14 protein-coding genes are annotated in these 14314 nt (G+C 52.5%); 5 read left to right on the top strand and 9 right to left on the bottom strand.

Features of this window, described 5'->3' with window-relative positions:
• The first annotated feature begins 84 nt into the window (after window positions 1-84).
• Window positions 85-987: a LysR family transcriptional regulator gene (locus AC6I8K_RS01840; RefSeq protein WP_497826140.1), complete on the top strand. Its 903-nt coding sequence runs from the start codon at window positions 85-87 to the stop codon at window positions 985-987.
• Between the two features lie 93 nt (window positions 988-1080).
• On the opposite strand, the gene AC6I8K_RS01835 is transcribed toward AC6I8K_RS01840, so the two are convergent.
• From AC6I8K_RS01835 to soxR, 4 genes are all read right to left on the bottom strand, one after another.
• Window positions 1081-2730, bottom strand: a complete 1650-nt coding sequence (locus tag AC6I8K_RS01835; RefSeq protein ID WP_064737887.1) for a Na+/H+ antiporter — start codon at window positions 2728-2730, stop codon at window positions 1081-1083.
• Between the two features lie 138 nt (window positions 2731-2868).
• Complete coding sequence (locus AC6I8K_RS01830) at window positions 2869-4218, bottom strand: NCS2 family permease (RefSeq protein ID WP_483816659.1); 1350 nt, start codon at window positions 4216-4218, stop codon at window positions 2869-2871.
• A 525-nt stretch (window positions 4219-4743) separates the two neighbouring features.
• Complete coding sequence (locus tag AC6I8K_RS01825; protein ID WP_064737889.1) at window positions 4744-5409, bottom strand: glutathione S-transferase family protein; 666 nt, start codon at window positions 5407-5409, stop codon at window positions 4744-4746.
• A gap of 43 nt (window positions 5410-5452) precedes the next feature.
• Entirely contained in the window at window positions 5453-5929 is a 477-nt protein-coding gene (gene soxR / locus AC6I8K_RS01820) for a redox-sensitive transcriptional activator SoxR (protein ID WP_064737890.1), read from the bottom strand.
• Window positions 5930-6028: 99 nt separating this feature from the next.
• Between soxR and soxS the strand changes: the two genes are divergently transcribed.
• Both soxS and AC6I8K_RS01810 read left to right on the top strand, forming a co-directional pair.
• Complete coding sequence (gene soxS / locus AC6I8K_RS01815; protein ID WP_483816658.1) at window positions 6029-6460, top strand: superoxide response transcriptional regulator SoxS; 432 nt, start codon at window positions 6029-6031, stop codon at window positions 6458-6460.
• Window positions 6461-6717: 257 nt separating this feature from the next.
• A complete protein-coding gene (locus tag AC6I8K_RS01810; RefSeq protein ID WP_008109973.1) occupies window positions 6718-6999 on the top strand; it encodes a YjcB family protein in 282 nt (93 codons plus the stop codon).
• Window positions 7000-7055: 56 nt separating this feature from the next.
• Here the strand turns inward: AC6I8K_RS01810 and AC6I8K_RS01805 are convergent, their stop codons facing one another.
• Both AC6I8K_RS01805 and AC6I8K_RS01800 read right to left on the bottom strand, forming a co-directional pair.
• Entirely contained in the window at window positions 7056-8006 is a 951-nt protein-coding gene (locus AC6I8K_RS01805; RefSeq protein WP_064737892.1) for an ATP-grasp fold amidoligase family protein, read from the bottom strand.
• A gap of 8 nt (window positions 8007-8014) precedes the next feature.
• Window positions 8015-9271 (bottom strand): oligosaccharide flippase family protein, encoded by a 1257-nt coding sequence (locus AC6I8K_RS01800; protein ID WP_064737893.1) that lies wholly within the window; start codon window positions 9269-9271, stop codon window positions 8015-8017.
• 526 nt (window positions 9272-9797) lie between these two features.
• Between AC6I8K_RS01800 and AC6I8K_RS01795 the strand changes: the two genes are divergently transcribed.
• Entirely contained in the window at window positions 9798-10193 is a 396-nt protein-coding gene (locus AC6I8K_RS01795; protein ID WP_008109970.1) for an IS3 family transposase, read from the top strand.
• 932 nt (window positions 10194-11125) lie between these two features.
• Here AC6I8K_RS01795 and AC6I8K_RS01790 read toward each other — a convergent pair.
• Window positions 11126-12079 carry a DMT family transporter gene (locus AC6I8K_RS01790; protein WP_483816657.1) on the bottom strand — a complete coding sequence of 318 codons (954 nt, stop codon included), beginning with the start codon at window positions 12077-12079 and terminating at the stop codon, window positions 11126-11128.
• 72 nt (window positions 12080-12151) lie between these two features.
• The gene (locus tag AC6I8K_RS01785; protein ID WP_497826139.1) at window positions 12152-12982 is read right to left on the bottom strand and encodes an AraC family transcriptional regulator; all 831 of its coding nucleotides are present in this window, start codon (window positions 12980-12982) and stop codon (window positions 12152-12154) included.
• Window positions 12983-13104: 122 nt separating this feature from the next.
• On the opposite strand from AC6I8K_RS01785, the gene AC6I8K_RS01780 reads away from it, so the two are divergent.
• Window positions 13105-13632, top strand: a complete 528-nt coding sequence (locus tag AC6I8K_RS01780) for an isochorismatase family protein (protein WP_497826138.1) — start codon at window positions 13105-13107, stop codon at window positions 13630-13632.
• 88 nt (window positions 13633-13720) lie between these two features.
• On the opposite strand, the gene ssb1 is transcribed toward AC6I8K_RS01780, so the two are convergent.
• On the bottom strand, window positions 13721-14275 hold the full coding sequence (gene ssb1 / locus AC6I8K_RS01775; RefSeq protein ID WP_061718369.1) for a single-stranded DNA-binding protein SSB1: 555 nt from the start codon (window positions 14273-14275) through the stop codon (window positions 13721-13723).
• Between the last annotated feature and the right edge of the window lie 39 nt (window positions 14276-14314).

Below are 14314 nucleotides of genomic sequence, written 5' to 3'. Positions count from 1 at the left end.
AATTGAGGCGTTCAGTATAAATCCGCCGCAAACTGTGAAAGAAATGAATTAAAATCATTCAAACTATGCCAAAAAGGAATGCTTATGGACGTGCGCGCTCTGCGCTACTTCACGGAAGTGGTGCGCCAGCAAAGCTTCACTCGCGCAGCTGAGAAGCTCTACGTGACGCAGCCCACCATCAGCAAAATGCTGCGCCAGCTGGAAGAGGAGCTCGGCTGTACCTTGCTGCTGCGCGAAGGCCGCAAGCTGCATCTCACCGACAGCGGTCAGGCGGTTTATCAGCGCGGATTGGCGATTCTGCAGGAGTTTCATCAGCTGGAGGCGCAGTTAGCTGACATTAACCAGCTGAAAACCGGCGAGCTGCGGCTCGGTATTCCGCCGATGGTCGGCATGCAGATTGCGGGCTCGATCTCTGCCTTTCGCCGTCGCTATCCGGGCGTACAGCTGAAAATATCCGAGTTCGGCGGATTGACGGCACAACAAGCGGTGCTGAGTGGCGCGCTGGATATTGCGCTTACCGCGCTGCCGATTGAATCAGACCAGCCGCTGAATACGCTGGAGCTGATGCACCATCCGCTTTGCGTACTGCTGCCGCGCAATGAACGCTGGCTTAATCACACGAAAGTCGGTTTGAAAGAGCTCGCCGAGCACCCGCTACTTATCCTCAATGAAGAGTTCGCACTCAATCGTCAGATCCGCAAAGCGTTTCAACGCCAGAACCTAACGCCGAATATTGCGCTGCGCAGCGCGCAGTGGGATTTTCTCGCGGCGATGGTGCAAGCAGGCATGGGATTGGCGATTCTGCCGCAGCCGATTTGTCAGCGGCTGGATAAACAATCGCTGCTGTGGCTGCCGCTGGAATCAGAGCTGCAGTGGAGCTTAGGGTTGATTTGGCGGGAAGGCAGTTACCTGTCGCGCAGCGCCGAGGCGTGGATCGAATGTTGCCGTCAACACTGGCCGGATAGTGCGCCGCGGCTATCGGTGTAAATTCTGCATCGGTCGCCATGAATGGCGACCCTACGTTATTTAGCTGCGTCATCCGGGTGCGCATTCATGCGCACCCGGATGACGCAGCGACTGCTATTCCTCTTTCTCAATCAGCAGCGCTTCCAGCAGATCAAGATCGTGCAGCAGTTTCTGCATCGTCTCGTTAGAGATCTCCTGAGTGGCACGCAGATGATAAACTTCGGCGCGCTCCGCACGCAGCGCATTGAGGCGGAAACGACGTTCAAGGTTTTCGGCAAATTGCGCCTGTTCAATATCGTTTTTGCCCTCAGCGCGACGTCGCAGATTACCAATGACGCGCAAACTGACTTCTTTCAACAGTTCAGGATCGATGTTCTCTTGCGCGTCGTTCTCCAGACGCTGCTCCATTTTATGCAGGCTCTCAATCGCTACGCCCGCCATGGCAGCACGCGCAAACTGAATTTCACGACGATGGCCGACCTTATCAATGCTTTCCACGTCGCGCAGCAGAATCGGCAGCAGCACCACACCAACCAGCAGCGAAACCAGAATCACGCCGGTGGCGATGAACACCAATTCATAGCGCGCCGGGAATGGATCACCGTTGCTGAGGAACAGCGGAATCGACAACACACCCGCCAACGTGATGGCACCGCGTACGCCGGCAAAGGAGGCAATCAGCAGTTCGCGCAGCGAGTAGTTGGTAAACTCCAGCGGCTTTTTCTTCAGCAGGCGCATGCTGGTGCGCTTCATGATCCACAACCAACCAAAACGCACCACCATCAGCGCAGCGTAAACTAACAGAACGTCAGTAAACAACATCCACAGTTCCACGTTGGGATCGGCGTTAGCCTGCGCAATCGAGGTGGAGAGGATATCGGGCAGCTGCAGGCCAAGCATCAGGAACACCATGCCGTTGAAGACGAACTCCAGCATCTGCCACACGCTGTTCGCACGCAGACGCATCGCCAGCGGTGCCTGGCGGATAATGCCGGAACGCGTGATGGTCATACCGGCGGCCACGGCGGCAAGGATGCCTGACACGCCAAGGTGTTCGGCGATCAGGTAGGAGGCGAACGGTAACAGCAGCAGCAGCACGGTTTGTGTTGCCGGGTCATCCCCACTCCAGCGGCTCAGCAGACGCAGCGAGCGGCCATACAGCCAGCATATCGCCACACCAGCGACCAACCCGCCGACGGCTACTTTGAGAAACTCGACGCTGGCACCGCCCCACGTAAACACCATGGTGCCCATCGCCACAGCGACAGCAAACTTCAGCGATACCAGACCGGATGCGTCGTTCATCAGGGCTTCGCCCTGCACAATCGACATGATTTTTTTGGGGATGCGTCCTTCACCCACAATGCCAGATAGCGCCACGGCATCGGTTGGTGAAAGCACCGCCGCCAGCGCAAAGGCGGGAATCAGCGGAATCCCCGGCACCAGCCAGTAAATCAGGTAACCAATCCCGACCACAGTGATCAGCACCAGAACCAGCGCCAGCCCCATGATTTCGCGACCGTGATGCAGAAACTCATTAATCGGCGTTTTCCAGCCATCGGCAAACAGCAGCGGCGGAATGAACAGCACGAGGAACAGTTCCGGGTCAAAATCGACATGCAGGCCGAAGACGGGAAACGCGAGTAATGCACCGGCGGCAATTTGCACCAGCGGCAGGGGAATTTGAAACGGCAGAATTCGTGCCGCCACGCTGGAGAGTGAAACCACCAGCGTCATGATGAGAATAGTAAAGAAGATTTCCATGCTGTCCTTAGGCGAATCAATTTCATTAAAGCGATGTTGTTGCGGGGGAAAGTGTAAAACAAAACGCCGCACAGCGGGCAACCCGATGTGCGGCGTGGAGCAGAAAGCGAATAATCCTGGAATTATTCAGCTTTAAAGTCAGATGGCCCAGCCACCGGCATAGAACGCCACCAGCGCGACAGCAATCACCACGGTGCCAACATTCAGCTTGCGCCACTCACCGGCAAACAAGCGACCAATCACTAGCGAAGCGAAGCCCAGCATGATGCCGGTTACGATATTGCAGGTCAGCACGATGAACACCGCCGTCAGCAAACCAGACATCGCATCAACAAAATCGTTGAAGTCAATTTTTGCCACATTGCTCAACATCAGCAGGCCAACGTACATCAGCGCCGGCGCTGTCGCGTAAGCGGGAACCAGATAGGCCAGCGGCGACATAAACAGAATCAGCAGGAACAGCAAACCGACCACAATCGCCGTCAGGCCGGTTTTACCACCGGCCGCGGTGCCAGCCGCCGATTCGATATAGACCGCAGCAGGCGACGCACCCACCAAACCCGCAAACACGCTACTGATAGAGTCCGTGGTCAGCGCACGGCCGCCGTTGATGATCTGCCCCTCTTTATCCAGCAGATTTGCCTGCCCCGCTACCGCACGGATGGTGCCGGTGGCATCAAATACCGCTGTCATCACCAGCGCCAGCACACTTGGCAGCACCACAGGTTGCAGCGCGCCCATGATATCGAGGCTAAACATGGCCGATTGACCGTTGGCATCCTTCAGGCTTGGCATGGCAAACAGGCCTTGATAAGTCACCGCCGGATCGAAGATCAAACCCATCATCGAAATGGCGATGATAGTCAGCAAAATGCCACCTGGCACGCGGCGTTTTTCCAGGCCGAAAATGGCCGCCAGACCCACCAGCGCCATGATCACCGGGAACGAGACAAAGTGGCCCAATGCCACCGGCAAGCCCGGCGCCGGATTTTTTACCACTAAACCAATACCGTCGGCAGCGATCAGCAACAGGAACAAGCCGATCCCGACGCCGGTTCCATGCGCCACGCCCATCGGTAAGTTACGCAGAATCCACGCACGAATACCGGTTACCGAAATCAGCGTGAACAATAATCCCATCAGGAACACCGCGCCGAGCGCCACCGGCACGCTAATGTGCTGGCCGAGCACCAGGCTAAAGGCAGTGAACGCTGTCAGCGAGATGGCGCAACCAATTGCCATCGGCAGATTGGCCCATAAGCCCATGATGATCGAACCGACACTTGCCACCAGACAGGTCGCAACGAACACCGCCGTTGGCGAGAAGCCCGCTTTACCCAACATGCTGGGTACCACGATGACGGAATACACCATCGCCAGAAACGTCGTCAGACCCGCCAATACTTCCTGACGCACGCTACTGCCGCGTGCAGAAATGTTGAACCAGGCGTCCAGTTTTCCACTGGCCGGGCGCGATTCGCCAGACATAATTCTTCCTCAATATTTTTGTGATGTGCGTCGCCGCACGGCGCACGCTTGCCGTCCTCTGGTGAAAATTTTCATAATGAAAATCCAGGCAAACGTTTACGTCGCCGCGTATTCCAGGCCATAGAAGGGGACGCGGAAAAAGGCAAACGATTATCTGGCGTTTGGCATGGGGTTTTCAACCACTAATCGCGGGTATTACAGGATAAATCCAGGCCATCGGTTGTTCAGGTCGCCATAAATGGCGTAATGCCGATCCACAGAGCGACTTTCGTTCGCCATTGGCTGTGGCAGTTGCAGTTAAACCGTGCGGCGACCAAGAAGAGGGCGTCTGGCCACGCCCTCTTCACTCCCTGGCCCTGCGCCAGCCCAACCCGCCGCTACGCGGTGCCTATTTAACCGCGTAATTGCTGCCAGAATTGTAAGGTCGTCATTAATGACGACCGTTTCGAGGGCCGCACAATGGTAATGTCCTTGTCGCCATAAATGGCGACCCTACGATCATGGGTGATGGCGACCTGGCCGTAATCAACTTTGCAGCTGAATCGGGCCGCCCTGCTCTAATGCGCGTTGCCAGGCGGCGCGCTGCTGCATGGTTTCCAGCCAGCGGGCGGTGGCTGGCGTATCACGCAGCGAACCCCGCATCTGCAGCGCCAGCAGCGGAAAGCTCATCTGCACATCGGCGATGCTAAAACGTGCGCCGGCAAAAAAGGGATGCTGCGTGAGATGTTGTTCGATCACGCTGCCGTGTAAAGCCAGCTGTTTGTTCAGCCAGGCTTTCTGGATGCCTTTGCTCAATACATTACCCACCGGACGCAGCAGCCAGGGCACCGGTTTCTTACCCAATTGCGCAAATACCAGCTTCATGACCAGCAGTGGCATCAGCGATCCTTCGGCATAGTGCAGCCAGTAACGGGACTGAATCTGCTCCTCTTCGTTGACTAACGTGAGCTGATGTTCGCTGTCGTACTTCAGTTGCAGATATTCAAGAATGGCGCCCGATTCAGCAATAACGCGATTGCCATCGGTGATCACCGGTGATTTACCCAGTGGATGCACTTTTTTTAACGAATCAGGGGCCAGCAAGCTGTTTTCACGCTGATAGCGTTTGATTTGGTAAGGCACCGCGAGCTCTTCCAGCAGCCATAACACGCGATGCGAGCGGGAATTTTCCAGATGGTGAACGGTGATCATACGGTTTCCTTGCCGGTAAAAGAGTCCCGACAAGTATAGTCGATCAGCGTTTTTGCTCGTCCTGTTCGGGATCGAGTAACACCGCACCCGAACCTTGCTCGGCCAATCGGTCTCCGGGATTGCGCAGCGGGCAATCACGCATTGATAAACAGCCGCAGCCAATGCAGCCATCAAGATCGTTACGCAAGCGCGTCAGGGTTTCGATGCGTTTATCCAATTCCTCGCGCCAGTGTTGCGTTAACGCGTCCCACTCCTGCGTCGACATACGCTTGTTGGCGGGTACGTGCGTCAGGCTGTCGCTCACCGTGGCCAGCGGAATGCCGATGCGTTGCGCGATTTTAATGATGGCGACGCGGCGCAACACGTCACGGCTATAACGGCGTTGGTTGCCGCCGTTGCGCGAGCTAAAAATCAATCCTTTGGTCTCATAGAAGTGCAACGCCGAGACCGCCACGCCGCTGCGTTTCGCCACTTCGCCCGGCGTCAAAACCGGCTTCGGGTAATTGCGTTCTTTTTTCATTTAGGGCCTTTACCTCAAGTTAACTTGAGGAATTATACTCGCACCCCAGCAAAACTTCGAATTTCTCACCAGCTAAAAAAACATCAGAAGGATGAGGCTATGATGCAACAGGAAATCATTCATTCGCTGTCCAACTGGATCGATCAGAATCTGGATAAAGCGCTGTCTATTGATGAAGTCGCCGCAAAATCAGGTTACTCAAAATGGCACCTGCAGCGTATGTTCCGTGCCGTCACGAAACAAACGCTGGGTGGCTATATTCGCGAGCGTCGCCTGACGCTGGCTGCAGAAGCGCTGCGCCAAACTCAACGTCCGGTATTCGATATCGCCATGCAATACGGTTACGATTCGCAGCAGACCTTTTCACGCGTATTCCGCCGTCAGTTTTCGCAAACGCCAACTGCTTATCGTCACACCATGCGTCGTCAGGCGATGATTCAGCGTCCGCGCGTGCTCAATTTTGACTGCGCTGACAACACCATGACCAGTTTTGCCCAGCGTACCACCGGCGAGTGCTGCCCGGTCAGCTAAGCTTTTCTGCGCGCCCCTCGCGGGCGCACCTCCCTTTCCCCGCCCGCTTTTCCCCCGCCAGTTCGATAAAAATCTTTCTACCATACAAGGTATAAATTTTGTTCAAAATTTAAAATCGAGTGATATAATGTGAGCAAAGTCACACTTTTCCATATGCAGCAAGACGGCCAGAAGGGCCTCCCTGACCCCTCTTCTTAGCCGCCAGTGATGTCGATCGAATGTCGGGGATATCACTGATTCTAAGAGGTTTTTTGCAGATGGCTACGTTAACCACCAGTTTGATTGTAATGCGCTGGGAACTCCTGAGTGCGGTAATGATGTTCTTCGCTAGCACCATGAAAATTCGACTGCGTCAGAACAGTCATCACGTGATGGCGCTGCTGTGCGGCGGCATTGGTGTTGGCATGTCCTGCTGGTTTGTTACCGGCCTGCTTGGCATCACGTTGAGCATGGAGAATCTGCATAACTTTATGGAAATCTCTAAAAACGCCTTTATTGAAGTGATGAGCCAAACGCCAACCGATTGGCCGATGCCTTAATCGCCGCCAATAAAAAACCCCGCATAAGCGGGGTTTTTTATTTTGCTGTGTGATTCTTAAATTTTCTTCAATACGGCCGGAATGGTAACTTCCGCAACCGAGATGCCCGGTATCTTCGTACCGCGACGATCCTGAATCCACATATCACCCATCATTTGGTTAAGACCACGATCCAGACCGGTCACTAAACCCGCGCCCGGCGTGAACGTTAACTCGCCGAAGAAGATCTGATCGTTATCGATGTACCAATCCACGCGCACATAATCGAAATCGCTCGCCAGCTTTTTACTCAACGCTAACGCGTGCTGCAGCGAGGCCATTTGTGGCGTAACGTCCAGGCCGGTATCACGAATTTTGTGATACGCCTCGTTGAGGTTGTTAACGTAGAAGTTCATCGACAACAGCGGATTACAGCGGTTGTAGATCACCTGCAGCACATACTCAAAAGTGCCGTCGCGCTTGTTGAACATGTGGAATTTGTAATCAATCGGCGCCGTTTTACCATCACCAATATACTGCTCCACCAGAATGCGTGGCTTGATGTAGCGATAGTGAATTTCACGCGCTTCATTGGCGAAATCGGTCTTCAACCAGCGATGACAGTCACTGATAATCTGCTGCTTCTTCAACGCGTCCGGCTCTTCCAGCAGGATCTCTACCATGTTGGAGGCGTGATTCGGCTTGATAACGGTATTTTTCCAGCTCGGCAGCGTATGCAGCGAGCTCGGATCGCTGGTTTCGTACACCAGCGGGATCAGGTATTCGCTACCCACTTTTTCGGCGATGTATTCGCGCACCGAATATTTGTCCGACAGACGACCATAGATCTGATAATCGCCATGCACGAATTTGCGGTACAGCACTTTCTCGTTAAATACCTTCGGTTCACGCAGATTAGGCAATCTGCGGAATTTATGAAAGTAGTAGATACGATCCTGGGTAGCCCAGGGCATCTTCTTAATGAAGTACTGCACGCTTCTTCTGAGTTCATCTTTCAACTTGAGCATATCTGACCTCATTTGTAGGTTTTGTAGTTGAGTGAGGAAACCTGGATTTTTTGAATGACGCCGTTTCTGAAGAAGTAATTCATTACGGTAAGAGACAGCAATTCTGAGAGGAAAACGCTCCAGGCGGCACCCATGATGCCGTAGCTCTGGATCAGCCACCATGACAGCGGCAAGCTGATAACCATCAGGCAAACGATTTTCTTCAACAGATAATTAAACCCGCCTTCTTTGACCATGTAGCGATACGCTACGGTCCCCATCGCCGAAAAGCAGGTTGCTAACGACAACAACGTAATGAGACTTCCTGACTGTGTGTACTCGTGACCATACAAAGCGATGATGATTTTCTCGCCGTACATCGCGATCACCGCTAACAACAACAATGAAACACCCATGACATAGCCATTAAGCCGGGCTGTCAGCTTGATAGCGGCTTCTCCACGCTCGCGGAAGATTTCCGAAAAGCAGGAAGTGATGATGGCGACCGGGATAAAAATCCAGGAAGCCGAAATGGTATTGGCGGCAGCGAACAACCCAAGATCGCGCGCCGACGCGATGCCTGCCAGGAACATCTGTGCTGCTTTCACCTGTACCGAGATAAAGATGCTGGAGATCGCCAACGGCAACCCGGCGTACAGCAAGTAGCGCAGATAGGTGTTGCGCTTCTCCTGCGGCGGCGCCACATCCTGATTTTCGCGGTAAAAGTTAAAACGCTTGATGACATACGGCACCAGCGTGACGGCGACAATCGAAACGGTTAGCCACAGCGGATTGAGATGCAGCCAGGCAATAGCGAAGCTCAATGTGAAGCCCAGCAGCAAACCGACAGAGTTCGCGAGGGTATTCAGCCGTGAAGCTAAACGCGCATTGTTGTAAACACTGAAAGTGTCCTGTGTCACGAAAACCGACGAGATAAACGAGGCCAGTGCAAAAGCGAGGAAATTTTCCTGCATGTTGTACCAGACCCAAATCAACACCGGCAGCGATGTGAGCAACAGCAAAACCATGCGCATGTTGCGTGCTACGGCCATCAACCGCAGCCCTTTCGGCGCACTCTTACTGATGCGTTTAAACAGAATGGTTTCCGTACCGAAAATCGCCACGGTCTGCACCATGGAAAAAAGTGAGGTCGAAAACGCCATTTGGCCAAAGATGGTTGGGCCAAAGGATTTTGCCACGTAGGAGGTCACAAATATGACGCCGAACACGGAGACGATCTTTTCAGACATCATCCAGGCGGCATTAGACATTACGCTCAATTTCATTGACTGATCCTTAGTATTACGAACTACAACAACTTTCGGTACAACGTCCTTGAAATGAATTAACAAGCGCTCAGTGGGCCTGACTTAATTTATTAACTTCAAACCAAACTGGTCCGAAAAATGAGACTCGCGTCAGCAAATAGAAATTATATTCAGGAAAATTCCGATTATATCCGGTGCGAAACTCAGTGGATGTAAACGATTTCAGCCTAAATTCTAAGCAAACGTTTACTGGCATACCCGGACATTTCTGCAAGTGGTTTATGCCGATTTTCCAATGAATGTAGTATTTTTCTGCATTTGGGATGGAGAGAATTTATATCAAAAACCTAAAGCCAGGAAGGCGTTCAATGCCATTCGGAATAAAATAAGATTTATCCCATGATGATATTTCTTCTAAATATCTTAATTTAACCCTCGCAATTCAAATCGCGCACTTTAATACTGCATTAATAGTGTTTTTGCAGTGCCAGATATTAATACAGTAATTCTCATCCACTAATTGATAAGAAAGGTAATAGCATTTATGAGAAAGTCACGATATAGCGAAGAGCAAATCACAAATGCCATTAAAGCTTCTGAAACAGGAGTGAAAGTCAGGGAAATTTGTGAGGAGCTTGGCATTTCCGAGGCCACTTTCTATAGCTGGAAGAAGAAGTTTTCTGGGCTCTCTTCCGAAGAAGGCCGCAAAATCAAGGAGCTAGAAGATCAGCTACTTAACCTCACGCGTGAGCTGCAATCTCTGAGTTCCGATAAAGAGATGCTGCAAAGCGTACTGAAAAATTTCTTCACCACCAATGAAAAGCGTCAAGCGGTTAACTTTCTACAAACTACATTCGACATAGGTACCCGTCGCAGCTGTCGTTTGTTGGATATTAGCCGTAGCGTTTATCATTATCCTGCAGGAACAGATAATCGCTAACACCATTAAGGCCGATGTTATTTGACTTAATGCTGAGATTTGTTCTTACCAGAAGATATGAAGATCATTTAATTCGGCGTTCACAACATAACAATTCGAACCAATTTTTCCTGATGAATACCATCGCGGAATTGCTTCCTTTTTTGCGGTAAAATAGATTCACATCAGCAAAAGTCTCTCTATTCAAGCCATTCAAACGAAGTCCAATCTCATTTCGGTGAGATTGGCGCTTCGATTATTACTTTACCAACATTAATCATCAGTCCTGAATGCAGACATTTCTGTTAAGCATTAATGAACAACGCTGTGTAACCGCTCACACACTACCTCTTCTTTAAGGTGGATCTGTTATGAGATTCACTCATCATAAATTTGACGTGCGTAGCCCATAAACCCTCAATAAGCAGCCAGGAATAATCCTAATAAGAAACGTTATTTACCCTAAACAATAACGACAAAAAAGCAGGGTAAAAGTTAAATTCCTGCACCTAATTCATCGCCACGCTTAATGGTTTTTTTCATCCGTTTGATCGCATGTGTCTTAACTTCAGCCTATTCCCTTAAGCAAAAAGTGGCTTTCTAGCGCCAATCTTCAGTGCCAAAGGCCAATAAACGGTAGGTTAGATGCATGTTTTTCTGCCTTATCACGCCCGGTTTTTCACCATTAGGGCCTGCTATAGCCAGGAAGATCGCAGATTAATTAAGGTTTAAGGTGCCTGAATCACCTTAATCACACGTCCATCGGGCAGCGCAGCATGATTGTTTATGACAAATCAGGGCTAAAAACGCAGCTGCAATGAGCAGAAAGGGTATATCGACGGCGAGGTTAAAGCCCGAAAGGGTGATTAGGCGCGTGAAAGGGGTTGGTCAAATTCTTAAAAACAGCCTCATGCGCTGCCGAATAGATTTTTCAGCAGCGTGATTTTGGTGACTTAGACAGCAGTGATGTGCGGCTGCGGTTTAATGCGCATCGCGTAGATGACGCCGATAATCAGACAACCAATACCGACCGCGGTTAACAGCGGCGGCCAGCTTTGTCGCCAAAGGAACGTCCACAGCAAACCGGCTAAGATTTCGAACACAATCAGCGGCCCCATGATCACGGTGGGCACGCGTTGACTGGCGGCATTCCAGCAGAGCGTACCCAACCATGAGCAAATCAGTCCGATACCTAACATTAATAATAGAAAGCGTTGCGGCTGCGGCCCGAATGGCAGCGCAAACTCAGGTTGCTGCCAGTGGAGCTGCACGCAGACTAATAGATAGAACACCAACGCCAGCGGCAATGTCACCAAACCCTGTGCCGTTGCCCAGCTGGAAGGCTTGTGCTGGGGGTGCGCGCGTAACCATAAACCATTACGCAGCGGATACCATGTCCAGCATGCTACTGCCATCACCGCTAACACCAAGCCAGTGAGATAGCGTGACCAATCAACATTGGGACCTTGTGTTTTGAGTTCGGCGGCATTCACGCAAACCAGTCCCGCGGCAATGATCAGCAGCGCTGGCATCAGCTTACGCCACGACAAACGCCCTTCCAGATGGCCATAACAGATATTTGCCGTCACGGTAATTACCACCGGTAAGGTGCCGATAATCATGGTAGAGATGGGCGCGCCGGTGCGTTGTATTGCGCTGGCGAGAAACGCGTAATAGAGCAAATTACCAATCAGCGACAACTTTAGCGCTTCGATCCAATCCTTGCGCGCCAGCTGACGCAAACGGCGGCGATCCAGCCAGGCGAGCGGCAACACCACTAAACCAAAGGCGACATAGCGCCCGGCAGATTGTAGGGTGCCCGGATAATCCGGTATCAGCAGCGGCCCAACAAAGATCAATCCCCACATCAGCCCCGCTGCCAGCGCAAACAGTATTCCAGCAAACATAAACTCTTCCTTTATAAGCATTCCGCTGCAGTGTGACGCAGGCTGATGCTAAAGGCTTGTAGCAGATTGCGGTTAGCGTAAGGGGTAAACTTGTTTTTGGTAGCGGCCGGGTGTGATGCCGTAGCGATGTGCGAAGGCACGGGTGAGATGCGCCTGATCGGTAAGCCCAACGGATGCCGCGACGATTGCTGCACTGTCACCGCGCGCCAGCTGCTGTTTTGCCGCAAACAAACGGAAAGCCATCAGCATTTGATGCGGCGTGACATGGAAATGCTGCTTGAAACTACGCAGGAAATGCCACGGCGATAGCGATGCCAACGCAGCAAGCTCGTCGAGTCGCACCGGTTCGGCGAGATTTTCGCGTAAATACTCTCTCACTGCATCAAAGCGATGTGCGCCTTCGACAGGCCGCTGCTGCCCCTGACGCGCCAGCGGACGCATCAATTCCAGCAGCTCGAGTAGAATGCTTTCGCGCTCCAGCGTGCTTTCCGCACGCCACATCTGCGCCAGCAGTTGAGAAAACGGCTGTGCCAGACGCGCATCGGTGCGCAACGCATCAGTGAACCACCAATGACGATCGCCGGTGAGACGATCCATTTCCTGTGGGTCGATATAGATCATGCGATAGCGCCAGCCTTCGTCGCAGGCAGATTCACCGGTGTGCAGTTCGTCGGGATTCATCATCACTAACGAATGCTGGGGCGCGGTGTAATTGGCGCCGCGATAGCGAAAGCGCTGGGCGCCGGACTCGATGGTACCGATGCCAAATGCTTCATGGGTATGCGGCTCAAAGGCGTAGCGGGTGATGTGTGCCTGATAAAGCTCAACGCCCGGCAGCTCAGCGAAATGCTGAAACTGCGCACGATCTTGCTCACAGGGAAAGATTTCAGGAACCACCTTCACGACACACCTCCAGATTAAAAGTGTTTATAAGCATGCGCGGCAGGGGCGATAAATGCAAAGCGGAATTGCTTTACCTCTTTGCACGTTCACCGGACACTGGCATGACTTAACAGGAGATAAATATGGCTAATCGCGTGGTTGTGGTAGTGGATATGCAAAATGGCGTGCTGGCAACGCCGCGTTTTGATCGGGCCGGACGCTGCGAGCGCATCAATCAGTTAACCGCCGCGGCCGATCAGGTGTTCTTCATCCAGCACGTTGGACCTGGTTTAGACGTAAATACTGAAGGCTGGGCAGTCGTGCCCGAATTGCAGCAGCCGGCCAACGCCATTTTTGTCAATAAAACCGCCTGCGACAGCTTCTGGCAAACCGATCTCGCCGCCCACCTCAACCAGCTCGACATAACAAGCTTTGTGATTTGCGGCTGCGCAACCGATTACTGTGTCGATACCACCATCAAAGTCGGTGCCAGCCTCGGCTATCACATTACTGTCGCCGCCGATGCACATACCACCGCCGACCGTACTTATGTTTCCGCACAACAACAGATCAATCAGCACAACGAAGTGTGGGCGGATTTGATTATGCCGGGCAATCCGGTGCTGGTACGTGAGACGGAAGCGCTATTGAGGGAATGGCGCCCGCATTAACCCACGCGCCAGACAAAAAAAATGCCACTCCTCGCAGAGTGGCATTTTTGTATTCGATAACGTTCTGCCTGATTGCTCAAGCAGATAATCAGAACGGAATATCGTCGTCAAAATCCATTGGCGGTTCGTTGTTGGCTGGTGCGCTCTGCTGCTGTGGACGCTGTTGCGCACCACCGCTGAACTGGTTACCACCGCCCTGCGGCTGCTGTTGTGGCTGCTGTGGCTGGCCCCAACCGTTGTTATTGCCGCCGCCCTGACCGCCCGCCGGTGCGCCACCTGCGTTCGCGCCCTGCTGACGTCCACCCAGCATCTGCATGGTGCCGCCGACGTTGACCACCACTTCAGTGGTGTATTTTTCCTGACCGGCCTGATCGGTCCATTTGCGGGTACGCAGCTGGCCTTCGATGTAAACCTGAGAACCTTTACGCAGGTATTCGCCAGCCACTTCCGCCAGCTTGCCGAACAGCACCACACGGTGCCATTCTGTGATCTCTTTGTTTTCACCGGTTGTCTTATCGCGCCAGCTTTCTGACGTGGCCAGCGTAATGTTGGCTACCGCGCCACCATTTGGCATGTAGCGCACTTCCGGATCCTGACCCAGATTCCCGACTAGAATCACTTTGTTTACGCCACGACTGGCCATGTTGCTGTCTCCCGATGAGTTGATGCTAAAAGTCTAAGC

Source organism: Pantoea sp. X-Soil-ISGK-421 (assembly GCF_059730785.1).
Note: the sequence above shows the minus strand (reverse complement) of the source record. Positions and strands in the feature narration are given on the sequence as shown.